The sequence below is a fragment of the Streptococcus chenjunshii genome (assembly GCF_003086355.1).
GTDB lineage: Bacteria > Bacillota > Bacilli > Lactobacillales > Streptococcaceae > Streptococcus > Streptococcus chenjunshii.
Window position 1 is genome coordinate 594,576 of sequence record NZ_CP031733.1, and the last position, 25,890, is coordinate 620,465.

Consider the following 25,890-nt stretch of genomic DNA (forward strand, 5'->3'; position numbering starts at 1 on the left):
TGGCAACTTACCGGTCAGGCTATTATCATTCTGCAGTGAATTTGCTATACTGATGACTGAAAGGAGGTTCCTTTTCTAATGAAAGTCAGTTTAGAAAACATTCCACACGGCGAAACTGAAGTGATTATCCGTTATACACAGATGACAGATAAATTGCGGTCGCTCATCAATCTTATAGCCAGCCAGGACGAAAAGCTTTTAGGCCAAACGGAAGAAGGGCAGCGTTTTGTCTTGGTTTCAGAGATTCTTTATTTTGAAAGTGTGGACGGCAGGGTTTATGCTTATACAGCAGGAGAGGTGCTGCAGGTGGCACAGAATTTGAAGGAACTGGCTAATCTTTATCCAGACAGTTTCTTTCGCTGTTCAAAGTCAATGCTGATTAACATTTTACGGATCGCTCATTTTAAAAGTCAGGCTTACGGCCGAATTGAGGCAGGATTGGATAATGGCGAAAATATTATTATTTCACGGAAATATGCCGGTGCTTTGAGGCAGATTTTAGCAGAAGGAGTTCAGGATGAAGACGAGGTGGCAGAGAATTTTTAGCAAAGAGGTTGCTATCGAATACAAAACAGGCACTTACAGCATGTGCGCTTTAGTTTTTATGGCGTTTTACCAATGTTTTCAAAAGTCTTACAGTGTCAGTGTGTTTTATTTATTGGAATTGGTCTTTGTTGCTTATTTTTTAGCTTATCTTCAGGTTTATCTTTTTCATAATTTTGATGAAGCGGAAAAACTGTCCGGATGGGAATTAAGCGGTATATTTATCTCCAGCTGTCTGTACGGACTTTGCGGACAGTTTCTGGGGTGGTTTGACCGCCATTGGGGAATAAGCATATTTTTTGCACTATTTATGGCTGTTTGCTATTTATCGGTTTTTGTGGCCAATAAGAAAAAGCGCTATATTGACAGCCAGCACCTCAATCAGCTGTTAGAGACTTACAAAGAAAGGAAGAGAGAATGACAGGAAGATATGCCATGGAAATCGACGGGCTGTATAAATATTATGGTAAATATAAGGGAGTCAGCGATGTCTCGTTCAAGGTTAAAAAAGGAGAAATTTTTGGTTTTTTGGGCGCAAATGGCTCCGGGAAATCAACAACCATCAGATGTCTTTTGGGATTAATCCACCCCGGCAAAGGAAAGATTCGGCTTTTGGACGGGCGCTACCCTAAGCTGAAAGATGCTTTGCAGCACATTGGCTATATGCCGTCAGAAAGCATGTTTTATCCTCAGATGCGGGTAAAAGAGACGATTGCCTTTGCTGCTAAATCCTACAGGAAGGACTGCAGTGCTGAGAGCAGCAGGCTTTGCCGTATTTTAGATCTGCCGTTGGATAAAAAAATTGCGGAACTGTCACTGGGAAACCGTAAAAAGGTTGGCATCGTTTGTGCTTTGCAGCACCAGCCGGAGCTCTTGATTTTAGATGAGCCGACATCAGGATTGGATCCGCTGATGCAGGAGCGTTTCTGGATGCTGATTAAAGAAGCCTGTCATGCTGGGGCCAGCTGTTTTTTATCTTCTCATATTTTGGAGGATATTAGGACCTATTGTGACCGTATGGCTATTATCAAGGACGGCGATATCTTAAAAGTCGGGACGCTGTCAGATCTTATAGGCAGTCAGCCTAAGAAAATCACTTTTTGGAAGGACGGTCAGCTAGAATTCCGTTCCTATGCTGGTTCTGGAGGCGATTTATTAGCCTATTTGCAGGACCTTCAGGCTGATGATTTCCTTGTGGAAGAACCGTCTTTAGCTGACTTATTTAGACATTATTATCAGGAGGAGAAAAATGGTTTTACTGATGCATGAGTGGAAAGCGGCCCGCACTGCAATGCTGATATGGGCTTTGAGCATCGGGCTGCTCTGTTTTATCACGATTAGTTTATTTCCAAGTATGGAAAACAGTGCGGCCTCAATGGCTGAATCTTTAGGCAATATGGGAAATCTTTCGGCCAGCATGGGGATGGACAAATTAAATATTGCCAACTTTAACGGCTATTATGCTGTTGAAAATGCTTTGATTTTTTCAGTTGGGAGTACGATGTTTGCAGCCTATTTAGGGATTATTTCCCTAGCTAAGGAAGAAGAAGGACACACTGCTGAATTTCTGTATACACTTCCCTATCATAGGGGAACTGTCTGGCTGACTAAATATCTTAGTATTATTTGCCTCCTGCTTGTTTTCAACGGTCTTGTTATTTTCTTTGAAATAGCAGGAGTCAAGCTGGCTGACCTTGATTTAGACTTTAGCTCTTACTGGCTGTATCATTTTCGTACTTTTCTGATGCAGAATGAAGTAGCCGCTTTTTGTTTTTTCCTGTCGGCTGTTTGCCGTAAAAAACAAGTCGGACTGGCTTTGGGGCTTGCTCTTTTGCTGTATGCTATGGATATGATCTGCCGTATTGTAGAGGATACTGCCTTTCTCAAATATGTGACACCTTATTATTATGCGAATGCAGTCACCGTTTTCAGTCAGGAAAAAATGAACAGCCTTTATCTTTTAATCGCCTGCGGTATTCTTATCTGCAGTCTTTTGCTTAGCTATACTGTTTTGAATAAACGTGATTTATCATGAGGGCAGTGAACTAAGGTGCGGGACAGTACTGATTTTTGTCCCGCTCTTATTTTTTAGGCTTTTACTGTTGCCAACTGCTCTTAAATTTGGTATGCTATAAGTGTCTTCAGGGCAGGGTGCAATTCCCGACCGGCGGTGACTTTTTGTCTGCTGCTCCTGTTTGAAGGCTGCAGATGATATTCTGCGGCGTTCACGGTTGAGCGCAGAGTACAGACGAAGAGAAGTCCGCGAGCGCAAGCTGATGTGGTGTGATTCCACAACCGACAGTAAAGTCTGGATGGGAGAAGACGAAGGGCTTTTTGTTTTGCCTGCGGCAAAAGAATACTCTTTGGGACTTCTTTCAATTGTTTAATTGGAGGAATTTTTTTATGACAAAAACACGGCAAATGGCTTATATCGCCATTCTTTCAGCTCTTTCATTTTTATTGATGTATATCCAGTTTCCCTTAATTCCGGCAGCTGGTTTTCTGCAGGTTGATTTTTCGATTCTGCCCGTTTTGCTCGGTTTGGTTATTTTCGATTTAGGCAGTGCCTATGCTGTTTTAACTATTCGGACACTTCTAAAGCTCCTGCTGAATAATGGCGGGGTCTCAACGTTAATCGGACTGCCTATGAATTTTGTGGCGCTGGGAATTTTCGTTTTAGCTCTCGCCTTAATCTGGAATAAGGAGAGGACCCGCCGCAATTATATTGCAGCCTCAATTGCGGGCACACTAGGTCTAACCGCAGCAATGCTTATCCTTAATTATGTTTATGCGGTTCCGCTCTATGCTCAGTTTGCTCATTTCGATATAAAAGCCCTTTTAGGTTTGGGAAATTATCTGTTTGCTATGGTTGTTCCTTTTAATTTGCTTGAAGGCTTGATTTTTGCAGCTGCTTTCTTACTTCTGTTTACCTGCTTGGAACCTGTCTTAAAGAAATTATAAAACTTTGTGGTATAATAAAGGCTATGAAAAACAAACAGACCTATTTTGCCCTTGCTTCTTCCGCCTTGCTCATGTTTATGATACTGGGTTATCTGGTCAAATTTTACCCTGGGACTTTGGCAGGTTTTGATTCCAGTATTCAGTCGGGGCTGAGGGGGGAACTGCCAGATTTTATGACAGCCTGTTTCAGAACGGTGACTGTTCTCGGCAATGCGCCTGTTCTTATTTCCGGTGTTTTCTTATGTGTCCTCTTTTTTGCTCTTATAAAAAAATGGCGGGCTGAGGCGTATTTTTTGGCAGGCAATCTGTTGCTGATCATCCTCTTTTCAACAGCCTTTAAATACTTATATCAGCGCCCTAGGCCTGATTTAGTTTATCTGATTGAGAGGCCATTAGGACCGTCCTTTCCCAGCTGGCATGCGGCATCAACCTTTATCATTTTTACAGCTCTGATGATTATTGCTGCACAAAGGCTGAGGAACCCTTGGCTGAAGTACGGTGCAGAACTGCTTTTAATGTTTCTGCTGGTCAGTGTGGGTTTATCCCGCATTTATCTGGGCGTTCATTACCCTTCCGATATCATAGGCGGCTGGCTGCTTGGGGCTGCCCTGATTGCCTTTCTTTACCCGTTTTATGAACGGAAACGCTTTATCTGGCGTTTTCAAAGCAAACAAAACTAACAGAGTCTAAGTTCTGCAGTTTGAAAGAGCCGTGAAAAAACCGGCTCTTTTTTTAATAGAAATGGTATAATAAATTTATGAATAAACGTTATTATACTTTAAATGCCTATTATCGGCAGCTGTTTGGCGAAAAAATATTTAAAGTTCCAATCGATGCCGGTTTTGACTGCCCCAACCGTGATGGAACAGTAGCCCATGGCGGCTGCACCTTTTGCACTGTTTCAGGATCAGGCGATGCCATTGTGGCGCCGGATGCTCCTATTCGTGAACAGTTTTACCGCGAAATTGACTTTATGCATGGCAAGTGGCCGGAAGTCAGGAAATATCTGGTCTATTTTCAAAATTTCACAAACACTCATGAGAGGGTAGAAATTATTCGTCAGCGTTATGAACAGGCTATTAATGAGCCGGGAGTGATTGGCGTCAATATCGGAACCAGACCGGATTGTCTGCCGGATGAAACAATTGATTACTTAGCAGAACTGTCCGAACGGATGCATGTGACTGTTGAGCTTGGTCTGCAGACGACCTATGAGAAAACCTCCCAGCTTATCAACCGAGCCCATTCTTATGAACTGTATGTCGAGACGGTCAAACGGCTGCGGCAGTATCCCAAAATTGAAATTGTGTCGCATTTGATTAATGGCCTGCCCGGCGAAACAGCAGAAATGATGGTCGAAAATGTCAGGCGCTGCGTAACAGACAATGATATTCAGGGAATTAAACTCCATCTGCTCCATTTGATGACCAATACACGTATGCAGCGGGATTATCACGAAGGACGTCTAAAACTTCTCAGTCAGGAAGAATATGTTGATATTATCTGCGATCAGCTGGAAATTATTCCTGAACACATTGTGATTCACCGTCTCACTGGAGATGCTCCGCGGCATATGCTGATCGGTCCGATGTGGAGTTTGAATAAATGGGAAGTTCTCAACAGCATTGATAGAGAAATGGAAGCCAGAGATTCCTATCAGGGCTGCCGTTTAAAAAAACAGGCCCTCGCCTGATTTTCTTAGAAAATTATCCTGAACTGGTACTAAGAGGAAGGAGAATGATGGTAAAAAGACCGCTTGATTTATCCCACGATTTTTTGGCAGAAGTGCTGGATAGCAGCAGTACTGCACTTGATGCCACTATGGGCAACGGCTATGATACAGTCTTTTTAGCTCGTTTAGCTAAACAGGTCTATGCTTTTGATATTCAAGAACAGGCGGCTTTGCAGACACAGAACCGCCTGCAGGAATTAGGTCTGACCAATGTTCAGATCATTTTAGACGGACATGAGCATGTTGACCGCTACGTTGGAGAAATTAAGGCTGCTGTTTTTAATCTGGGTTATCTGCCAAAAGCTGATAAATCCGTCATTACCAAACCGGAAACCACACTGCAGGCTCTGCAGAAAGTTTTGGACTGCCTGCTTATCGGCGGCCGAGTTGCCATCATGGTTTACCATGGACATACTGGCGGCAAGGAAGAAAAAGATGCCGTTCTGGCTTTTGCAGAAAACTTACCGCAAACCCAATTTTCCGTCATGCTTTATCAGCCCCTAAATCAAAAGAATACTCCCCCTTTTTTAATCATGATAGAAAAGCTAAAACAAGATACAAAGGCCGTATAAAAATCCGTATGAAAATGACGGTAAGTCCGAAATCTGTGATTTCGCAGACGCACCTCTGTCAGGACGGCTAGAAAGGTGCGGTCGGCTGTGAAGACGACAAAGCTTTCAGACGTCTACGGCTGACGGTAAGTCCGAAATCTGTGATTTCGCAGACAGCACCCCAGTCCGTCCAAGCATTTGCGCTTCCAAGACTGTTTCTGAAAAAGGTCAGGATATTAACCTCAAAACAGATTAAAGACAGAGAAAAGCATAACCCAAAAGTTTGTTTTCTCTGTCTTTCTATTATTTTAAAATTCCTTGATTTCCGGTTTAATAAAGAAACGCTGCTTGTCGATAGGAAGAATCGTTACAGGGTTTTCATAAAAGGTTTCGAGAGTCTGAGGAGTAATGATTTCTTCTTTTTTTCCTTGAGCAACGATTTCTCCTCTGCGCAGTAAGAGAATATGATCCATGCTTTGGGTGATTTCTTCTGCATGGTGGGTTACGTAGATCAGTGTTGGAGCCTGTGGCAGATCTGCAATCCGCTCAATCTGTGCCAGAAGTTTTTCGCGGGCAAAAAGATCAAGTCCGCTGGTGGCTTCGTCTAAAATGATAATTTCCGGTTCTTCCATAAGGCTGCGGGCAATGAGGAGAAGCTGTTTTTCTCCTTGCGATAGACTGGCATAGCTCCTCCCCAGCAAGTGGCCGCCGCCAATTGCCGCCAGCATTTCTCTGGCTTCGTTCAGTTCTTTCTCCCCATAAGCTTTATAAAGGATACTGGATTTATATTTACCAGTCAGTACGATTTTTTCTGCCAGCATCTGTTTGGGAAGGCGTTCAGCGATAAAAGAGCCGACCGTCCCAATTTTTTGACGGATTTCTGCGATATCTCCCTGACCGAAGGGCACTCCCAGAATTTCTGCCTCGCCTTCTGACGGAAAATATTCTGCCATAATAAGTTTGAGCAGTGTTGTCTTTCCAGAGCCGTTCAGTCCCAAAACAGCCCAAGTCTGCCCTTTTTCCACTGTCCAGCTGAGATTTTTTAAAAGCCTCTTATTTTGTCTGCTAAGACTGACATTTGTCAGCGAAATAACCGCCATCCCTGCCTCCTTCAATAAGATACAAAGGCCGTGAAGAACGCAATGGGAAAATAGGAAAACTGACGAAGAAACTTTAGTTTCTAGTAAGTTTTGTACTCACAGAGCAGCCACATTCGTAAGTCAGCATGCGCTTCCTACGACTGCGTCTCTTTTTTCCGAGCTTTCAGGCCGTGTTCAGTTTAAGCCTCTCCATTATAGCATATCCCCAAAATGATGAGCAAGCAGCAAAAAGCGTATCAGTTTAGCGTCATATCAAGCGGAGAAAATGAGACTGCTGCTAAGTTTGCAGAATACAGACCTAATTGTACGGCGGGAAAAGGAGCAGAATGAGCTGGGCCAGCTTTTTATGCCTGAGCTTAAAAATCGGCTCCTTATCGTCAATCTTTAGGAAATGTGCTATAATGGGAATACTATCATTTTTAGGAGAATAACTCATGGAAGACCCTGGCAGTCAGCCTTTACTTTTTCAATTTATTTTATTACTGATTCTAACCCTTTTAAATGCTTTTTTCTCAGCCAGTGAGATGGCTTTAGTTTCCTTGAACCGTTCGCGCGTGGAACAAAAGGCAGAGGAGGGAGATAAAAATTACAGCCGTCTGCTGTCTGTGCTTGATAAACCTAATAACTTTTTATCAACCATTCAGGTAGGCATTACTTTTATCGGTTTACTTTCCGGAGCCAGCCTAGCTGATTCCTTGGGAACGCAGGTGGCCGTTTGGTTTGGCAATTCTGCGACAGCTAAAACAGCAGGAAGTCTCATTGCCCTTGTCTTTTTAACTTATGTTTCTATCGTTTTGGGAGAGCTTTACCCTAAACGTATTGCCATGAATCTTAAAGATAAGCTGGCTGTTTTTTCAGCTCCTGTCATTATTGTACTTGGTAAAATTGTCAGTCCTTTTGTCTGGCTCTTATCTGCTTCGACGAATATCCTAAGTCGGATAACGCCTATGACTTTCGATGATGCTGATGAGAAAATGACACGGGATGAAATCGAATATATGCTGTCAAACAGTGAAGAAACACTTGATGCGGAAGAAATTGAAATGCTGCAGGGGGTCTTTTCGCTTGATGAAATGATGGCTCGTGAAATTATGGTCCCGCGGACAGACGCCTTCATGATCGATATTAATAACGATACTAGAGAAAATATCGAAGAGATTCTGAAGAAAAATTTTTCCCGCATTCCCGTCTATGACGATGATCGCGATAAAATTATCGGAGTGCTCCATACCAAAAGAATATTGGATGTAGGCTTCCGAGATGGTTTTGATAAAATTGTTCTGCGCAAACTCCTGCAGGAACCGCTTTTTGTTCCGGAAACCATTTTTATCGATGATTTACTGAGACAGCTCCGCAATACACAAAACCAAATGGCCGTTTTACTGGATGAATACGGCGGTGTTGCTGGTTTAGTCACACTCGAAGATCTGTTGGAGGAAATTGTCGGTGAAATCGACGATGAGACAGATAAAGTGGAACAGTTCGTCCATGCTATCGGCGATAATACTTATATTGTCCAAGGCACAATGACCTTAAACGACTTTAACGAACACTTTGATGTTGAACTGGAAAGTGACGATGTTGATACCATAGCCGGCTACTATCTGACCGGTGTCGGAACGATTCCCAGTCAGGAAGAAAAAGAAAGCTTTGAAGTGGACAGTAAGGAGAAACATCTGCAGATTATCAATGATAAGGTGAAAGACGGCCGCATTACAAAGCTGAAGGTGCTCATCTCTGATATAGAACAGTATCTTGACGAAGACTAAGCAAATCTTAGTCTTTTTTATATCAAAAATGATATAATAAATTTAGGTAAAACGGTTGCAAAGGAGGGACAGCATGACAGAGATTGATTATGGCCAAGTTATAGGAATGGTTCATTCAACTGAAAGTTTTGGATCTGTAGACGGTCCCGGAATTCGTTTTGTGATTTTCATGCAAGGCTGCAAACTGCGCTGCCAGTACTGCCATAATCCTGATACATGGGCTATGGAGACAAACATGTCTCAAGAAAGAACGGTAGACGATGTTTTGGAGGAAGCACTGCGCTACCGCCATTTTTGGGGAAAGAACGGCGGTATTACTGTTTCAGGCGGTGAAGCGATGCTGCAGATTGACTTTATTACAGCTCTGTTTACTAAAGCTAAAGCGCTGGGCATTCACTGTACTTTGGATACCTGCGGTTTTGCCTACCGTCCGACTCCTGAATATCATAAAATAGTGGATAAACTCTTAGCGGTGACAGATTTAGTGCTTTTGGATATTAAAGAAATTGACCCTGAGCAGCATCTTTTTGTAACCCGCCAGCCTAATAAAAACATTCTGCTTTTTGCTCAATATCTCTCAGATAAAGGAATTCCTGTCTGGATCCGCCATGTTTTAGTGCCGGGTCTGACGGATATTGATGAGCATCTAATTAAGCTGGGAGAATTTGTAGCGACGCTGAAAAATGTCGATAAATTTGAAATTCTGCCTTACCACACTTTGGGAGAATTCAAATGGCATGAACTGGGGATTCCTTATACCCTTGAAGGTGTGAAACCGCCGACTAAAGAGCGGGTGCAAAATGCCAAAAAATTGATGCATACCGAGAGTTACACCGAATACTTAAACCGGGTACACGGCTGAGAGAGGCGTGACAGTTATATTCTGCCCCTATTGGTTAGATGGACTAACCAGTAAGGGCAGCTTTTTTATGTCCAAATGGATTGGTCTGTTTAACTGGTTATAAAGTAAGATTAATATGGCATGGCTAAACATAAGCCGCTTAAAACTGACACTATAAACTGTCAAATCAGAATAATGTCATACTATTCAAGGTACAGCCGTGGCTCCTGTGATTGATGGTAAGACAGACTACAGTCAAACAGCTATCGTGGCGGCCGGTATTCAAAAAGATGGCAAATGTCACTTGTTTTTTTCAGTGTTACTATGCTATACTGATGAAAATTAAAACGAATCACCGAAGTTATTTATAGGGAACAAGGAGCAGGGTATGGCTAAAAAGAAAGGTTTAAGCAGACCGGCTAAGGTGTTTTGGGGACTGCTGGCTGCGGTTCTCATCGCCATCACAGGGATTTGGGGGTACAATCGTTATATGGAAAAGAAAAAAGTTGAACAGCTTTACCAGCACGGTTTTCAGCTGCTGGAAGAACAAACGGCGCTATACATAAAAGAAAATTATTCTGGGATTAGTAAAATTGAATTTTCTCCTATTTTCATTGATGGAGATGGAAAATTTACGATGTTAACTGCGAATGTTGTCCCTGTTGTATATGATGAAGAGGGAAATAGTGTCTTACTTGGTATACCGACAGAGAAAGAGGATCAAGAAAGTTATGGTCTGCTAGAAGGAATCTATGCCTTGGAGTTTGATTTATGGAAAAATGAAGTTGTTTACTTATCTGATTCTGCCACAGGGAAAGAAATTGATGTTTCAAAATATGATCACTTACCTGACCAAGCTAAGCTTGCTGAAAGCAGGAAAATTGATGAAAATATTACTGCATTAATAGAGGATGGTCAACTGCAAGGGGTGGAAAAATCATTAGATGGTAGTCCTCAAGCGAAAATAAACTATAATGTGGAGATTAAGAAAGGAGAGTATTGGAAGTGGCAACCTTAACTGATCAGAATATACAGGCTATCCAAAATAAAGTTAAAAAAACGTTAAGTGATTCATCTATTTTGGACGGTGAAAAACCACTTAAAGCTGGTGGTCTGAAATATGAGGTCATAGATAGTATTGATGGAACAACTCAGGCTATCGCTGTGGCTCCTGTGATTGATGGCAAGACAGACTACAGTCAAACTGCTATCGTAGTGGCCGGCACCCAGCTGATTGGGAAAGAAGGTTTTGGAGAGGAAGCCTGGAATTCCACTAAAAATGTGGTCGAAGCTAGAAGCGGGATAACCCCGCAGGTAGATGATATCTCCGATTTTTATGACAGTACGGCTGCCAAACTGGAAAAAGACCATGGCGGCGGGACCATTTCCAACATGTCCGGCTTCAGCCAGTCCGGCCCAGCGGTTGCCAAAGTGGCCGCAGCGCATCAGGTGCCTAAAATCACCAACTTCATGGACTGGGGTGCCAGCAATTCCCTCTACTCCAAGGATAATCCTAAAGGCATTACCGCTGAGGAGAAGACTTGGCTGGATAAACATGCGACCATCTATATGGACTCGACCAGAGATGTGACCTATCTGGACGGGAAAAGCCACGGGGATATTCCTTATGGCAAGAAATATATTGTTGAAAGAAGGCAATTTTTTATCAGTTAAACAGTTTGCCATTTTATTTATCCTATGCTATACTAACAACAATTAAAACGAATTGATAAACTTGTCTACAGAAAACAAGGAGCAGGCTATGGCTAAAAATAAAGGTTTAAGCAGACCGGCTAAGGTGTTCTGGGGACTGCTGGCTGCAGTCTTCATCGCCATCATAGGAATTTGGGGGTACAATCGTTATATGGAAAAAGAAAAAGTGAATCAGCTTTATAAACATGGTTTCAGACTTTATGAAGAACAAATCGCCACATATATTAAAGAAAATTATTCTGGTATCAGTAAAATCGAGTTTTCTCCTATCTTTGTAGACGGCGACGGGCGTTTTACGATGCGAACAGTGAATGTTGTGCCTGTGGTTTATGATGAGGAAGGAAACAAAGCATATTTAGGGAGAAAAGTTGAAAGTATACACCATGTACCTTATGGGATTGGAGCAGACCTAACTTTACAGTTTGACAGTTTTGGAAATGAAATTATAGAGTTAGTCGGTCAAGAAGGTGTTATTGATGTTTCTAATTATGATGAGCTACCAGATAAAGCCAGAAGAAAAGAAGATGAAGGATTAGATAATAATATGAATACATTAATTAAGTATGAAAAGCTAAAAAATGTAAAAAAATCTTCTCAAGGCAGTCCTAAGGTTTATATAGCCTACAATTTAGAAGTCAAGCAAGGAGAATATTGGAAATGGCATTAACTCATCAAGATATACAGGCAATTCAAAATGTAACAAAAAATCTTTGCAGTGATGAAACGGTGATAAAAGGTGATAACATTCCTGTAGAAACACTTAATTCAAATGGAAAAATAGTTGAAAGTAACGAGTATGAAGTTATAGATAAAATAAATGGAACAACTCAGGCTATCGCTGTGGCTCCTGTGATTGATGGCAAGACAGACTACAGCCAAACAGCAATCGTAGTGGCCGGTACCCAGCTGATTGGCAAAGAAGGTTTTGGAGAGGAAGCCTGGAATTCCACTAAAAATGTGATCGAAGCTAGAAGCGGGCTAACCCCGCAGGTGGATGACATCTCCGATTTTTATGACAGCACGGCTGCCAAACTGGAAAAAGACCATGGCGGCGGGTCCATTTCCAACATGTCCGGCTTCAGCCAGTCCGGCCCCGCGGTCGCCAAGGTAGCTGCCCAACATCAGGTGCCTAAAATCACCAACTTCATGGACTGGGGTGCCAGCAGTTCCCTCTACTCCAAGGATAATCCTAAAGGCATTACTGCTGAGGAGAAGACTTGGCTGGATAAACATGCGACCATCTATATGGACTCGACCAGAGATGTAACCTATCTGGACGGGAAAAGCCACGGGGATATTCCTTATGGCAAGAAATATATTGTTGAAGGCACCGGCGATTGGATTTCCGACCACGATACCGCTTTTCCGCGTATCAAAGGAAATGGTCTTGACATAGACTGGTATGTTAAGCACGGCCAGTTTGTCTCCGGCATGACCAGAGAACAGGTGATTAAGGTGGCCAGAATGAAAGCCAAGCAAGCTAAGGGGCTGGATATCAAAGATCCTGATACTTGGTTTGACAGTACGGATTATCGCACTTATCTGCTGGAATATGTTAAGACATACGGTGACTTTGCGGTTGAACCGACCAAGGCCGAGCTTCTGAGCTCCTACAAGAAGACGGTTAAGGAGTTGAGAAGCCAGCTGAAAACAGCGACAGGGTCGAAGAGAATCAGTCTGCGTGAGGAGCTCCTGCGGGCGGTTGCTCAGAAGGCGAGACTGCATGCAGAAGTTAAGACAGAGGCTGTCCTGCAAAAGCTGGAGGAGAAAAAAGCCAGCTTTCAGGCCGATATCGAGGCGACCCGTCAGGCTATGTATGCCGTGGCAGAAGAGCTGTCGGAGAGTGAAGTGACCGACCTGCTGAGCCCTTACACTATGGAGAACTTATGGGACAGTCAGGCAGAGGAACAGAACAGAGCCGAGCTTGACGCCTATAAGAACAGGATGATGGCTTTTGCGGACAAGCTGGATGCGGCGGCAGATAACTTAATAGCGGCCGATCAGGAAGGGGCCGCTTTGTTTTCGGCTGACAAGTAGGCAAACAGGCGGTCGAGCCGGTGTGTATAAAAACCTTTGTATCTTGTTGGAATTGAACACGCCCTAAGAGCTGTGCCAAAGAGACATAGCTGAGTTTAGAATGGATTTCAAGTTAACTAGCCGTAGCCGTCTTGGCAGAGGTGCGCCAACGCAATCAGAGATTTCTGGCTTACCGTCATTTTTGCTTTGCTCTTTTAACGGGCTTTGTATCTTGTGAATTGAACACGGCCTAAACGCTGTGAGAAAAAGACCGCCCTCCCTTGAATCATTGGTGACTCAGCGGTCGGACGCCTATTTTCTCTTTGCGTTCTTAACGGCCTTTGTATCTTGTTTGAACTGAACACGGGCTAAAATCCTAGTGAAAAAGAGACGCAATCGTAGGAAGCCACAGGCTGACATACGAGTGTGGCTGCTCTGTGAGTATGCCTGCCAGCGTGATGCAAGGATCACTTGTCAGTCCCTATTTTCATACGGATTTTTACACGCCCTTTGTATCTTATAGAGGGGGATTTATGGGAGTAACGGCTGATTTAGACACGCTTGTCCAAGCGGCTAAGGAGACAAGAAAAGCTCAGGAGCGCTTGGTCATTCAGGGAGCGTTAGCGGCAAAAAGCAGGGCTTGGTCGGGAGAACAAGAGGAGCTGCAGACTTGGTTAGAAGGTCAGGCTGAGGAGCTTCAGTCGTTTGCGCAGGGATCGCTAGCCGGAGAGCTGGCGGATTGTTTTACGGGTCAGGCAGCTGACAGTGCGGCGGCTTATTTGGCCGAATGGCCGCAGGCAGACTTTAGCAGTCCGATATGGGCTTAGAAGGAAAGAACAGATAAATCAGTACTGGTTCATACAGGAAACCGGCCACTATCAGAACCTTTCTGATTTATTAAATCTCTTATAAAGCAGCCAGTCTTGGGCTTACCGAAAGACTGGCTCTATTTTTATTAAGTTATAAAAAAGCACACACTGCTTCGGATAAAAATAGGATACAGATGGAGGAGCATTGCCTGATATTAGAAATGAGTCCTTTCAGACAATGTTTCTGTTTTTTACTTATTGTCTTTATTATGAGGAAAAACGCGTGAAAATATCAGATTTTGTACATGAATTAAAACAAAAAACAGCCATCTGTTATCATAACAGATGGCTGTCTGTTTCGTTAGGCTTTTGTTTTCTTTGCGACAGACATATAAACTAAATTGAGGACCAAACCTACAAGTGCAAGAGCGATAGCAACGTAGAAAGCATTGCTGTAGTTCCCTTGATTAGCCGCTGCCATCTGAACAGCAACACGGGGAGCAAAGAAGGCTGCTAAAGAATAGCCGGTAAAGACAATGCCATAGTTAACCCCTTGGTTAGCAGGACCATAATTTTCCATGACAATAGATGGGAAAACCCCCATAACACCGCCGAAACAAATCCCCAATCCGATAATGCCGACAGCAAAACCGCCCTGTCCTGAAAGCACAGTCAAAGCGAAGAGTGAGAGAGCAACGACGGTAAAGATAATCAGAAGAGTTTTGGCCCGGCCAATCTTATCAGAAACCGTTCCCCAGATGAACCGTCCGCTGGAATTGCTGATAGAATAAAGGCTGACATAAAGAGCGGCAGTAGCAGCAGATAAACCAAACATAGACTGACCAATACCAGACGCTTGTGAAGCAATCATCAGACCTGAAAAAGCGCCGACAAAGAACATGCTGATAATGATATAGAAGAGCGGTGTTTTCAGCATCTGCTGCCAAGTTTTGTTAACAGCTGCAGCCGCTGACTGGGCAGGAGGATTCCAGCCTTCCGGCTTATAGCCGGCTGGTGCCGGTTTGATAAAGAAGCTGGCTGTAACAACAACGAGAATATAAACCAAGCCGATAGCTTTAAAAGCAAATTTGGCATCGTGGCTTTGGATCAGGCTGTTAGCAATGGGAGAGACAATGACAGCCGCAAAGCCCATACCGCCGGTAATAATGCCTGAGGCGAGCCCCCGCCTGTCAGGAAAGAGGCGCAGGGTATTGCTGAGGCAGCCCGAATAAGCGAAGCCCTGACCGAGTCCGGCTAACAGTCCATAGGTGAGATAGAGCATGGCCGGACTTGTGACAAAACCTGTGAGAAAGAAGCCTAAGGCAAAGCAGCAGGCTCCGAGTGCAATTGTCCATTTAACGTAGCCCTTGTCTGTTAGATAGCCTCCCAAAATCATAGGAATAGGGCCGATAGCAGAATTAATCGTAAAGGCCAGCATAATCTGTGACATTGACCAACCAGTTTGAGCACTCAAAGGTCCGGCAAAAACACTGAAAGCGTAGACTGCTCCTGTACAAAGCAGGATTGCGGTAGATGCTGAGATAACCAGCCAGCGGTTAAGCGATGGTTTCATAATCTGGTGTCCTTTCTTTAGAATGGTTGAGTGTACCGTATTTCAGCTGCTATTTTAACAATATTTCCGAATGATGTCAACGCTTACAAAAATCTTTCTGTTCTTTATGTTTTCGCTTACAAAATAGACTGAAATATGTTATAGTTAAGGCGAGAAAATGCTATTTTTTAGAAAAGAGGTCCTTTATGAAACTAGTTGGAATTGTCGGGACAAATTCAGCCCGTTCGACTAATCGAAAACTGCTGCAGTTTATGGCCAAACATTTCGCTGAACAGGCAGAAATTGAGGTGCTTGAGATCAAACAGCTGCCTGCCTTTAATGAACCTAAAGATAAACAGGCGCCTGAGGTAGTAGCTGCTTTCAGCCAAAAAATTGCGGATGCTGATGGTGTGATTATTGCGACACCTGAGTACGACCATACGATACCTGCTCCTCTGGCCAGCGCTTTAGAATGGATTGCCTATACCAGCCGGGTGCTGATTAACAAGCCTGTTATGATTGTCGGAGCCTCCTTGGGCTCTTTGGGTTCATCCAGAGCTCAGGCACATTTGCGTCAGATTTTAGACGCTCCGGAACTAAAAGCCCGCATTATGCCCGGTCTGGAATTTCTGCTGGGACATTCAGAACAGGTGTTAGACGGTGACTGCAATCTGACGGATTCAGAAAAAACAGCAGAATTAGAAGAACATTTCGCCGAATTTCAAGAGTTTGTGACCTTAACCAAGCAGCTGGTAAAACCAGCGGATACAGAACGTAAAAGAACGTTTGCTTGGGAAGCTGTAGAATAGAAAGGAAAAAACGATGAAATTAGTTGGAATTGTCGGGACAAACGCTGAAGAGTCTTATAACCGCCGTTTGCTGCAGTTCATGGCTAGGCACTTTGCACATAAAGCGGAAATTGAGGTTCTGGATATTACGGATGTCCCTTTGTTTAATGAAACGGAAGATCAGACCGATTCGGCTGTTATCCAGCATTTTAACAGCAAAATCAGCCAGGCTGATGGGGTCATAATTGCGACACCTGAACACAATCACACCATTCCTTCCAGCTTGAACAGTTTGCTGGAGTGGCTGTCTTTTAACATCCATCCGCTTGATGGTAAGCCGGTCATGATTGTCGGAGCCTCTTACGATATTCAGGGGTCTTCACGGGCTCAGCTCCATTTGCGCCAAGTCCTCGATGCTCCGGGTGTCAATGCAACCGTTATGCCAGGCAGTGAGTTCCTGCTGGGACGGGCTCACCACGCATTTACTGAAGAGGGCGATCTTAAAGATGAAGGGACGATTGATTTTCTTGATTCATGTTTTTTCCGCTTCTTACGCTTTGTTGATGTAGCCAACCAGCTTAATCTGCCTGAGGAAGTCCGCTTTGAGCCGGGAACTTATCAAGTTACTACCGAAGGTCACAATGGGAAACTGCCGATGTCTGTAACCTTGTCGGAAGAAAAAATTGAAGATATTAATATTGACTCTTCAGGAGAATCGTCCGGAATTGCAGATATTGTTTTTACACGGATCCCTAATGAAATTCTTGAAGGACAGACCCTGAATGTTGATGCTGTATCAGGTGCCTCGGTCACTTCCAATGGTGTTTTGGACGGTGTTGCCCGTGCTATTAAATTAGCAGGGGCTAATCCAGATGTTTTGCGCAAGCGTCCTAAAGCACCGTCTGCTCTTGACACGGAAGACCGCGAGTACACCACTGATATCGTTGTTGTCGGCGGAGGCGGTGCCGGTCTTGCAGCAACGGCGACTGTGCTGCAGCAGGGAAAAGATGTTATTTTGCTTGAAAAATTCCCAGCACTGGGCGGCAATACTGTACGCGCTGGCGGACCAGTCAATGCTCCTTGGCCTGAATGGCAAAATACTTTTTCCGCTAATCCGGGTGAGGCCCATAATTTACAGGAACTGCATGATATAGATGAAGCTGAGATTGATCCTGAATTCTTGGATGATTTCCGCGCTTTGAAAGCTGAACTGGAAGCTTATCTTCAAAAGCCTGACTATTTATTTGACTCTAAACTCCTTTACCGCATTCAGACCTATATCGGCGGGAAACGCACAGATCTCAACGGCAATGAAATTCATGGAAATTATGACTTAATTAAAATTCTGACTGAACGGGCTTTGGAGTCTGTTCAGTGGCTGGAAGATGTCGGCGTTGAGTTTGACCGTGACGAGGTGACTATGCCTGTCGGAGCCCTGTGGCGCCGAGGTCACAAGCCTAAGGTTCCTATGGGCTATGCCTTTATTTCTGTCCTTGGTGAATATGTTAAAGAAAAGGGAGCCACTGTCTTGACTGACAGTCCAGTTAAAGAATTAATTATTGAAGACGGTCAGGTCAAAGGTGTCATTGCTTCCGGCCGCAACGGACAAAAGATTACTGTCCGCGCTAAGGCTGTCATCCTTGCTTCCGGCGGTTTTGGTGCCAATACCAAGATGCTGCAGAAATACAATACTTATTGGACTAAGATTGACGATGATATTAAAACATCCAATTCACCTGCCATTACAGGCGACGGAATTGTTCTGGGACAAAGTGCCGGAGCAGATCTTGTCGGCATGGGCTTCACGCAAATGATGCCAGTATCAGACCCTGAAACAGGGGCTCTCTTTTCAGGACTCCAAGTGCCTCCGGCTAACTTTATCATGGTCAACCAGGAAGGTCGGCGTTTTGTGGATGAATACGGCAGCCGTGATAAGCTGTCGCAGGCAGCTATTGACAACGGCGGTCTCTTTTATCTGATTGCTGACGAAAATATAAAAGGAACGGCCTATAACACCAGCGATGAAAAAATAGAAGCGCAGGTCGCAGCAGGGACTCTTTACCGGGCTGACAGCTTAGAGGAGCTGGCAGAGCAGATTGGAGTTGATCCAGCAACCTTTGTTGAGACAATTACTAACTATAATTCTTATGTCGATGCAGGCTACGATCCAGAATTTAATAAGGGCGGGTTTGATTTCAAGGTTGAGCGGGCACCTTTCTATGCGACACCGCGTAAACCGGCAGTGCACCACACAATGGGCGGCTTGAAGATTGACACCCAAACACATGTTATTAATGAAAATAACCAAGCCATTTCTGGTCTTTATGCTGCCGGAGAAGTTGCCGGCGGTCTGCATGCCGGCAACCGCCTTGGCGGCAACTCGCTGACAGATATCTTCACCTTTGGCCGCATCGCCGGTCAGACAGCTATCGCGGAGCACTGCAGCTAAAAGTGGCACCTAATTTGCTGTTCAGAAGCAGAATCTTAAAACCTCTGTAGCTGTTTAGGCCACTCTTGCTGTTCACAGGCAGCTTGACTGCTGCATTAACTGCTGATTTATCCCTGCGATAAAAAACTGGAAAATGATTTTTTGAAAGTGCTAGAATCGAAGCTTCGGTTCTAGCACTTTTTATAAACAAGATACAAAGCCCGCTAAAAGAGCAAAGCAAAAATAGGGGCTGGATGAAGAACTGCAAGGTCCAAGGTCAGGCTGAATCCACAGAGCAGCCACACTCGTCATTCGTTTGCGCTTCATACGCTAACGTCTCTTTTTGAACAATTCATTAGGCAGTTAATACTGGTTACAGAGGCTTTTTTAAGAGGGTTAAATGCAGAGAGATTAAAACCGAAATCTCTGGAGCTTTGAATCAAGACTTAGTTAATATAATAATGATTTCTTGAATAATACAGTATGAATTTATTTGACAAGCCAGAAATAATATAATAAACTATAAGTGGTTATAACCAGAAAGGAGGATGAGATGAAAGGGCCAAAAAATGACCAGCCACTCTACCTGCAGTTAGTTGATATCTTAGAACTTCAAATTAGAGACACGATGTCTCCAAATGACAAACTTCTTTCTGAGCGAGAACTCAGTATAGCTCACGGCGTCAGCCGTATTACTGTTAGACAGGCTCTTAAAGAATTAGAGACAAGAGGCCTTGTTTATAAAAAACAAGGCAAGGGGACTTATGTTTCCGGTATAAGAACTCCGCCTACAGATTTGGCAGCAGCCTACAGTTTTACCGAACATATGAAACAGCTGGGGAAAAAACCTGAGACAGATTTGCTGTCTTTTGAGAAAATGCAGGTAACACCATATTTATCCAATTATTTGAACTTGGAGGAAGGAACTGATGTTTTTGAATTTGAACGATTGAGAAAAGCTGATGGCCAGCCCTTAATGTTCGAACGTACCTATGTTCCCTACAGCGAATTCTCATTCTTAACGGAAAAATTATTGCTGCAAAAGCCGCTTTATGATATTTTTTCTGAAGATTACGGCCAGACTATTCGGCAGGCTGAGGAGGAATTCTATGCCAGTGTTGCCTTAGATTACGAAGCAGAGCTTTTAGGAATCAAAAAAGGAGACCCTGTTTTGCATATGATTCGCAAAACGTTTAATGATAAAAATAGGATTATTGAATTCACCTTCAGCATAGCGCGTTCAGACCAGTTTCGCTATCATATTACCCACTACCCGTCATCTTAACTTCGGAGAAAGCTGAAGCCATAGGTGATAAGCCTGCTCCTTCAGCCGAAACATTTTTTGCTATCTCTTGATTGTACGTTTTCTATCTAAAAATGACATCATGGAGGAAGAACAATGTTTCACTTATCAGCAGAAGAACTCGAAAAACTTGGTGCAGAAATGACAGCCAGAGAAATTAAACAGCAGCCGGAAATATGGAAGGAGGCTTTTGACAATTATCTTTCTAGTAAGGAGAGTATTACAGCATTTTTAAACAGAGTGACTGCATCAGCCGGCGGAAAACAGGTGAAAGTTATCTTTACTGGGGCTGGCAGTTCAGAATATGTAGGAAATAGTATCTTTGCTTATTTACAGACTTATGGGGACAGGAGTGCCTTTCTTTTTTCAAGTATCGCTACGACAGATTTAGTTTCTGCGCCGCATTATTACCTTTTTGAAGAAGATACAGTGCTGCTGGTTTCCTTTGCACGCAGCGGCAACAGTCCAGAAAGTACAGCAGCTGTGGATTTGGCTAACAGGCTTGCAGGGAATTGCTTCCATTTAATCATTACTTGTGCGCCGGAAGGTGCTTTAGCTAGGGAAGCTCAAACAGCAGATAATAGTCTTCTTCTTCTGATGCCGGACCGTTCTAATGATGGCGGTTTTGCAATGACAGGCAGTTTTTCCTGTATGATGCTGACGGCCCTTCTTATCTTTGACAAAGAAACAGCAGATGATGATAAAAGGCACTATGTCAGTGTTATGGCCGCACTAGCAGCAGATGTTATTTCGAGGGAAGAAGAACTGCAGGCTGTTGTGGATCTTGATTTTAACCGCATTAGCTATATCGGTTCAGGCTGTTTAGCTGGTTTGACAAAAGAGGCACGTCTGAAAATTTTGGAATTAACTGCTGGCAAAATTGCTACTGTCTTTGATTCATCAATGGGTTTCAGGCATGGTCCTAAATCATTCGTTGATGAAAAGACTTTGCTTATCGGCTTTGTTAATAATAATCCTTATGTGCGCCAATATGATTTAGATGTTTTAGAAGAAGTTTATTCAGACCAGATCGCAGTTAAAACGTTAGCTGTCGCACAAAAAGGTGAAAGGAACTTCTCGGGAGCTACCTTTACTTTTGCCCCTGCAGAACTCTTGCCGGATGCTTATTTAGCATTCCCGATGATTGTTGTAGCCCAGGTAATCGCTCTCCTGTCCTCGGTCAAAGTGAAAAATTTGCCAGATAGGCCGTCAGCAACTGGCCAGGTTAACCGTGTTGTAAAGGGTGTCACCATTCATGAATTGATCAAATAACTGAACACGGCCTAAAATCCTAGTGAAAAAGATGAAGTCCGTCGCGATGCAGGCTATCGCTTGTCCTTCCCTATTTTCCTACGGATTTCTTAACGGCCTTTGTATCTTACTAGAATTGAACACGGCCTAAACGCTGCGGGAAAAAGAGACGCAATCGTTGGAAGCGTCAGCGACTTACGAGTGTGGCTGCTCTGTGAGTACAAAACTTCCTAGAAACTAAAGTTTCTTCGTCAGTTTTCCTATTTTCCCATTGCGTTTTTCACGGCCTTTGTATCTTATTGAAGGAGACGAGCTATGCCTAAATTAACATCAGGCAAACGCGCCTATCTTGAGAAACTTAGCAGCGGGGGGATAATCTCAGCCTTAGCATTTGATCAGCGGGGCGCTCTTAAACGTATGATGGCTCAATTTCAAACAAAAGAACCTGCAGCCGAACAAATTGAAGAACTAAAAGTATTGGTTTCAGAGGAACTAACACCATATGCATCGTCCATCCTGCTGGATCCGGAATACGGCTTGCCGGCGAGTAAAGTTCGCAAGGCAAATGCTGGTTTGCTTTTAGCTTATGAAAAAACAGGCTATGATACGGCAACTGCTTCCCGCTTACCGGATTGTTTAGCAGAGTGGTCCGTGAAAGGTTTGAAGGCACAAGGTGCAGACGCTGTAAAATTTTTACTTTATTATGATGCTGACGGCGATGAGTATGTCAACCTTCAAAAACAAGCTTATATTGAACGGATAGGCTCAGAATGTCAAGCAGAAGAAATCCCTTTTTTCCTTGAAATTTTGTCTTATGATGAAACCATTGCCGACAGCGAAAGCCCAGCATTTGCTAAACTCAAACCTCATAAAGTGAACGAAGCTATGAACGTTTTTTCTGATAAACGTTTTGGTGTTGATGTGCTCAAAGTAGAAGTTCCGGTTAACATGAAGTATGTTGAAGGGTTTACAAAAGGCGACATTGTTTACACTAAAGAAGAGGCCGCACAAGCTTTCCGGGATCAGGAAGCGGCAAGCAGTTTGCCTTATATTTACTTAAGTGCCGGTGTATCAGCTGAGCTTTTCCAGCAGACACTTGTCTTTGCGGCAGCAGCGGGTGCAAAATTTAGCGGTGTTCTCTGCGGACGTGCTACATGGGCGGGAGCCGTAAAAATTTATATTGAAGAAGGCGAAGAAGCGGCGCGTGAGTGGCTTCGGACAGAAGGTTTTAAAAATATTAACGAACTTAACAAAGTATTAGAAAAAACTGCCAGCCCATGGACTGAAAAAGTTTAGCTAAATCGAGGCAGCAATCCTTAAGTTCATTTTCAATGTACTCATAGTAAAAAAGGGTGGAACAGCAATTGGGAAATTGTCATAACATGACGCTTTCGATTTTGTCCACCGCCTCCACACCGCCGATTAAGGAGGCCGCTGTCACTTGTGCAGCAAGGAATAAGAACTTCCAATCAACCACTGTGCCAAACTCATCTGTTAAAAAAAGTAAAACGAGGCAGGACTTTTGTCACTGCCTCTCTTATTTTTTAATCTGAAGAGGATATTTCAAACTTATAATACTGCCAATGCTTGTATGTTTCAGTGTACTCTAAGACCCGTTCGTTTTCTTTGCTCAGTGTTCTTTTGATTTGCAGGACAGCCGGCTCAGAAGAGGTCAGCTTTAAATATTTTGCTGGCTCGTCAGGCGAGGGGAAGATAATCTCATTTGTTTCTGTGAAATTTTCTTCTGATAGGTGTATGCCGAAATCATGACGAAAGCGGCGATAGATTGAATCATATTTTTCGAGAGGACTGTCCGGATTTAAAATGTAATCGTGGGGCAGATAGGATTGGTGGTATACATAGGGCGTAGAATTATTATACCGGACGCGAATAATCTTGTAGTAAAATTCACTTTTATGCAGCTGTAACTTGTCAAGATAATAAGGCTTATTTCCTTTTTCCATAGACAGCACAGTAACAGAATCGTTGGAAGTAGGGAAGAATTCAATATCAGAGAATTTAACAAGTTTTTCTTTTCGAGAACGTGATACAAAGGTCCCAACACCTTGCTGCCGGTCCAAAAACCCTTCGTTTTCCAGCTCTTTTAAGGCACGGATTACAGTAATAGAGCTCACATTATAACTGTCAACGAGTTCTGCTTCAGTGTAAAATTTATCACCGTATTTAAATTTTCCCGCAATAATTTGCTGGCGCAAGTCATTTTGGATATATTTGTATTTAGGTTCTTTTTTCTTAGCCATATTCTTTTAAATCCTTATCTATCAATGTTTTTTATTTTACTAAACCTGTTTGGAAAACACAAATAGAAATTTTAATTTTTTTGAAAAAATAACTTGATATAACCACTAAATAATGTTATTATACAGATAGATAGAAAACGATTATAACAAGAGGTGGGGAGATGACAGGCTTTGAGATAAAAGAAGAGTTTTGTCTTGATGGAAAACCATTTAAAATCCTGTCAGGAGCGATTCATTATTTTAGAATACACCCTGACGGCTGGTATCATTCTTTGTATAATTTAAAAGCGTTAGGCTTTAACACTGTTGAAACCTACATACCCTGGAATTTACACGAATCAAGTGAAGGTCAGTTTGATTTTGAAGGCATTCTGGATATTGAACGGTTTCTGCAGATCGCACAAAACTTAGGTTTGTATGCTATTATCCGGCCATCGCCTTATATTTGTGCAGAGTGGGAGTTTGGCGGTTTACCAGCTTGGCTGCTGGAAAAAAATCTCAGACTGCGTTCTTATGACTCTGAATTTTTAAATTTGGTCAGCCGTTACTATGATGTGCTTTTGCCAAAGCTGGCCAAGCATCAGCTTGAGCAAGGCGGTAATATTCTGATGTTCCAAATTGAAAATGAGTATGGCTCTTACGGTGAAGATAAAGCCTATCTTCGTGCTTTGAAGCGTTTGATGGAAGCCAAAGGACTGACAGCGCCTTATTTTACTTCGGACGGTCCATGGCAGGCAACACTAAGAGCCGGAAGCCTCATTGAGGATGATATTCTTGTCACTGGGAATTTCGGCTCAAAAGCAAGAGAAAATTTTGCCAATATGCAAGCTTTTTTTGACCAGTATCATAAAAACTGGCCGCTTATGTGTATGGAATTTTGGGACGGGTGGTTCGGCCGCTGGAAAGAACCGCTTATCAAACGTGATCCGGAGGAGACGGTGAATGCTGTTATGGAAGTGATCAAAAGCGGCAGCATTAACCTTTACATGTTTCACGGCGGAACAAATTTTGCTTTTATGAATGGCTGTTCAGTCCGAGGGCAAACGGATTTGCCTCAGATAACGTCTTATGATTATGATGCCATACTTGATGAGGCAGGCAATCCGACCCGGAAATTTTATCTGCTTCAAGAACGTCTGAAACAGGATTTTCCAGAACTTCATTATGCGGAGCCTCTGGTAAAAACAAGTATGGCAGCCCAAAATATTCCTTTAAACGCCAAAGTCAACCTTTTTAATACACTGGACAGTATAAGCGAGTACCGAGAAGCCTTTTATCCTAAAAATATGGAGGCTCTGGGACAGGGAACAGGTTTTATCCTCTATCAGACCTATCTAAAAAAGGATAAAAAGGACTCTGAAAGGATTCGTATGATAGATGCGAGAGACCGTGCTCAAGTTTTCCTTAATGGGAAAGCTATAGCAACACAGTATCAGGATGAAATTGGCGGAGATATTTTCCTGCCGCTCGAAGAGGACAACAATCAGCTATGCATTCTCGTGGAAAACATGGGACGGGTCAATTATGGATCAAAATTGGCGGCACCAACACAAAAAAAAGGAATCGGCAGAGGTGTAATTGCTGATTTACATTTTATAGGTCATTGGAAGATGTATCCCTTAGCATTCAGCGATATTTCCAGTATTGATTACAGTGCTGGGTGGCAAGAGCAGCAGCCAAGCTTTTACCGCTTTAACTTTGACTGCCAAAAACTTGAAGATACTTATCTTGATATGTCAGGGTTTGGCAAAGGTACTGCTTTTATTAACGGGTACTGTCTCGGACGATTTTGGAATGTCGGTCCGTCCTTATCGCTCTATCTGCCTAAAGGCTTTTTGAAGCAAGGGACTAATACCGTAACGGTTTTTGAAACGGAAGGAATCTATCAAGACAGTCTGAACTTGACTAATAAACCCATTTTTAAAGAAATAGAACACGGCCCAAAATCCTAATGAAAAAGATGGAATTCGTCGCAATGTAGGGATATACAGACCCCCTAGCCGTAGCCGTCTGAAGGCTTTGTCGTCTTCACAGCCGACCGCACCCTTCTAGTCGTCTTGGCAGAGGTGCGCAGACGAAATCAGAGATTTCTGGCTTACCGTCAGCCGTAGCCGTCTGAAGGCTTTGTCGTCTTCACAGCCGACCGCACCCTTCTAGTCGTCTTGGCAGAGGTGCGCAGACGAAATCAGAGATTTCTGGCTTACCGTCAGCCGTAGCCGTCTGAAGGCTTTGCCGTCTTCACAGCCGACCGCACCCTTCTAGTCGTCTTGGC

At 43.3% G+C, this 25,890-nt stretch carries 24 protein-coding genes and 1 riboswitch; of the genes, 21 read left to right on the forward strand and 3 right to left on the reverse strand.

Annotated elements, in window-relative coordinates:
• The first annotated feature begins 78 nt into the window (after positions 1-78).
• The 8 genes from DDV21_RS03070 to mnmM all read left to right on the forward strand — a co-directional run bounded on the left by DDV21_RS03070 (position 79) and on the right by mnmM (position 5,808).
• A complete protein-coding gene (locus DDV21_RS03070) occupies positions 79-546 on the forward strand; it encodes a LytTR family DNA-binding domain-containing protein (RefSeq protein ID WP_116878982.1) in 468 nt (155 codons plus the stop codon).
• Positions 518-964 carry a DUF3021 domain-containing protein gene (locus DDV21_RS03075; RefSeq protein WP_116878983.1) on the forward strand — a complete coding sequence of 149 codons (447 nt, stop codon included), beginning with the start codon at positions 518-520 and terminating at the stop codon, positions 962-964. The genes DDV21_RS03070 and DDV21_RS03075 overlap by 29 nt, the downstream gene beginning before the upstream one ends.
• Positions 961-1,812: an ABC transporter ATP-binding protein gene (locus tag DDV21_RS03080; protein ID WP_116878984.1), complete on the forward strand. Its 852-nt coding sequence runs from the start codon at positions 961-963 to the stop codon at positions 1,810-1,812. Before DDV21_RS03075 ends, DDV21_RS03080 begins: the two co-directional genes overlap by 4 nt.
• A complete protein-coding gene (locus DDV21_RS03085; RefSeq protein ID WP_116878985.1) occupies positions 1,793-2,578 on the forward strand; it encodes an ABC transporter permease subunit in 786 nt (261 codons plus the stop codon). The genes DDV21_RS03080 and DDV21_RS03085 overlap by 20 nt, the downstream gene beginning before the upstream one ends.
• Before the next feature lie 98 nt (positions 2,579-2,676).
• Positions 2,677-2,871: riboswitch (FMN riboswitch) on the forward strand.
• 75 nt (positions 2,872-2,946) lie between these two features.
• Positions 2,947-3,504 (forward strand): ECF transporter S component, encoded by a 558-nt coding sequence (locus tag DDV21_RS03090; RefSeq protein WP_116878986.1) that lies wholly within the window; start codon positions 2,947-2,949, stop codon positions 3,502-3,504.
• A gap of 23 nt (positions 3,505-3,527) precedes the next feature.
• Positions 3,528-4,184 (forward strand): phosphatase PAP2 family protein, encoded by a 657-nt coding sequence (locus tag DDV21_RS03095; protein WP_116878987.1) that lies wholly within the window; start codon positions 3,528-3,530, stop codon positions 4,182-4,184.
• A gap of 77 nt (positions 4,185-4,261) precedes the next feature.
• The gene (gene mnmL / locus DDV21_RS03100; protein ID WP_116878988.1) at positions 4,262-5,197 is read left to right on the forward strand and encodes a tRNA modification radical SAM protein MnmL/YtqA; all 936 of its coding nucleotides are present in this window, start codon (positions 4,262-4,264) and stop codon (positions 5,195-5,197) included.
• Between the two features lie 47 nt (positions 5,198-5,244).
• The gene (gene mnmM / locus DDV21_RS03105; protein ID WP_116878989.1) at positions 5,245-5,808 is read left to right on the forward strand and encodes a tRNA 5-(aminomethyl)-2-thiouridylate-methyltransferase MnmM; all 564 of its coding nucleotides are present in this window, start codon (positions 5,245-5,247) and stop codon (positions 5,806-5,808) included.
• 287 nt (positions 5,809-6,095) lie between these two features.
• Here mnmM and DDV21_RS03110 read toward each other — a convergent pair whose 3' ends face one another.
• Complete coding sequence (locus DDV21_RS03110; protein ID WP_116878990.1) at positions 6,096-6,887, reverse strand: ABC transporter ATP-binding protein; 792 nt, start codon at positions 6,885-6,887, stop codon at positions 6,096-6,098.
• A gap of 434 nt (positions 6,888-7,321) precedes the next feature.
• Between DDV21_RS03110 and DDV21_RS03115 the strand changes: the two genes are divergently transcribed.
• The 7 genes from DDV21_RS03115 (at position 7,322) to DDV21_RS03145 (ending at position 14,053) form a co-directional block, all read left to right on the forward strand.
• Positions 7,322-8,656 carry a hemolysin family protein gene (locus DDV21_RS03115; protein WP_116878991.1) on the forward strand — a complete coding sequence of 445 codons (1,335 nt, stop codon included), beginning with the start codon at positions 7,322-7,324 and terminating at the stop codon, positions 8,654-8,656.
• 73 nt (positions 8,657-8,729) lie between these two features.
• Positions 8,730-9,518 (forward strand): pyruvate formate-lyase-activating protein, encoded by a 789-nt coding sequence (gene pflA / locus DDV21_RS03120; RefSeq protein WP_116878992.1) that lies wholly within the window; start codon positions 8,730-8,732, stop codon positions 9,516-9,518.
• A gap of 367 nt (positions 9,519-9,885) precedes the next feature.
• Complete coding sequence (locus DDV21_RS03125; RefSeq protein ID WP_241964694.1) at positions 9,886-10,515, forward strand: hypothetical protein; 630 nt, start codon at positions 9,886-9,888, stop codon at positions 10,513-10,515.
• Positions 10,503-11,171 carry a hypothetical protein gene (locus DDV21_RS03130; protein ID WP_116878993.1) on the forward strand — a complete coding sequence of 223 codons (669 nt, stop codon included), beginning with the start codon at positions 10,503-10,505 and terminating at the stop codon, positions 11,169-11,171. Before DDV21_RS03125 ends, DDV21_RS03130 begins: the two co-directional genes overlap by 13 nt.
• An 88-nt stretch (positions 11,172-11,259) precedes the next feature.
• The gene (locus DDV21_RS03135) at positions 11,260-11,877 is read left to right on the forward strand and encodes a hypothetical protein (RefSeq protein ID WP_241964695.1); all 618 of its coding nucleotides are present in this window, start codon (positions 11,260-11,262) and stop codon (positions 11,875-11,877) included.
• Complete coding sequence (locus DDV21_RS03140) at positions 11,868-13,247, forward strand: hypothetical protein (protein ID WP_117287766.1); 1,380 nt, start codon at positions 11,868-11,870, stop codon at positions 13,245-13,247. Before DDV21_RS03135 ends, DDV21_RS03140 begins: the two co-directional genes overlap by 10 nt.
• A gap of 512 nt (positions 13,248-13,759) precedes the next feature.
• Positions 13,760-14,053: a hypothetical protein gene (locus DDV21_RS03145; protein WP_116877941.1), complete on the forward strand. Its 294-nt coding sequence runs from the start codon at positions 13,760-13,762 to the stop codon at positions 14,051-14,053.
• Positions 14,054-14,396: 343 nt separating this feature from the next.
• Here the strand turns inward: DDV21_RS03145 and DDV21_RS03150 are convergent, their stop codons facing one another.
• Complete coding sequence (locus DDV21_RS03150) at positions 14,397-15,608, reverse strand: L-lactate MFS transporter (RefSeq protein ID WP_116877940.1); 1,212 nt, start codon at positions 15,606-15,608, stop codon at positions 14,397-14,399.
• A 185-nt stretch (positions 15,609-15,793) separates the two neighbouring features.
• Here DDV21_RS03150 and DDV21_RS03155 point away from each other — a divergent pair, with 185 nt between their 5' ends.
• The 5 genes from DDV21_RS03155 to lacD all read left to right on the forward strand — a co-directional run bounded on the left by DDV21_RS03155 (position 15,794) and on the right by lacD (position 22,653).
• Positions 15,794-16,396, forward strand: coding sequence for an NADPH-dependent FMN reductase (locus tag DDV21_RS03155; RefSeq protein WP_116877939.1), 603 nt, complete (start codon positions 15,794-15,796; stop codon positions 16,394-16,396).
• A gap of 13 nt (positions 16,397-16,409) precedes the next feature.
• On the forward strand, positions 16,410-18,824 hold the full coding sequence (locus DDV21_RS03160; RefSeq protein ID WP_116877938.1) for a flavocytochrome c: 2,415 nt from the start codon (positions 16,410-16,412) through the stop codon (positions 18,822-18,824).
• A gap of 532 nt (positions 18,825-19,356) precedes the next feature.
• On the forward strand, positions 19,357-20,088 hold the full coding sequence (locus DDV21_RS03165; protein WP_116877936.1) for a GntR family transcriptional regulator: 732 nt from the start codon (positions 19,357-19,359) through the stop codon (positions 20,086-20,088).
• A 114-nt stretch (positions 20,089-20,202) separates the two neighbouring features.
• A complete protein-coding gene (locus DDV21_RS03170; protein ID WP_116877935.1) occupies positions 20,203-21,378 on the forward strand; it encodes an SIS domain-containing protein in 1,176 nt (391 codons plus the stop codon).
• A gap of 294 nt (positions 21,379-21,672) precedes the next feature.
• Positions 21,673-22,653: a tagatose-bisphosphate aldolase gene (lacD, locus tag DDV21_RS03175; protein ID WP_116877934.1), complete on the forward strand. Its 981-nt coding sequence runs from the start codon at positions 21,673-21,675 to the stop codon at positions 22,651-22,653.
• A 248-nt stretch (positions 22,654-22,901) separates the two neighbouring features.
• Here the strand turns inward: lacD and DDV21_RS03180 are convergent, their stop codons facing one another.
• Positions 22,902-23,618, reverse strand: coding sequence for a GntR family transcriptional regulator (locus DDV21_RS03180; RefSeq protein WP_116877933.1), 717 nt, complete (start codon positions 23,616-23,618; stop codon positions 22,902-22,904).
• A 161-nt stretch (positions 23,619-23,779) separates the two neighbouring features.
• Between DDV21_RS03180 and DDV21_RS03185 the strand changes: the two genes are divergently transcribed.
• The gene (locus tag DDV21_RS03185) at positions 23,780-25,570 is read left to right on the forward strand and encodes a glycoside hydrolase family 35 protein (RefSeq protein ID WP_116877932.1); all 1,791 of its coding nucleotides are present in this window, start codon (positions 23,780-23,782) and stop codon (positions 25,568-25,570) included.
• Positions 25,571-25,890: the final 320 nt, after the last annotated feature.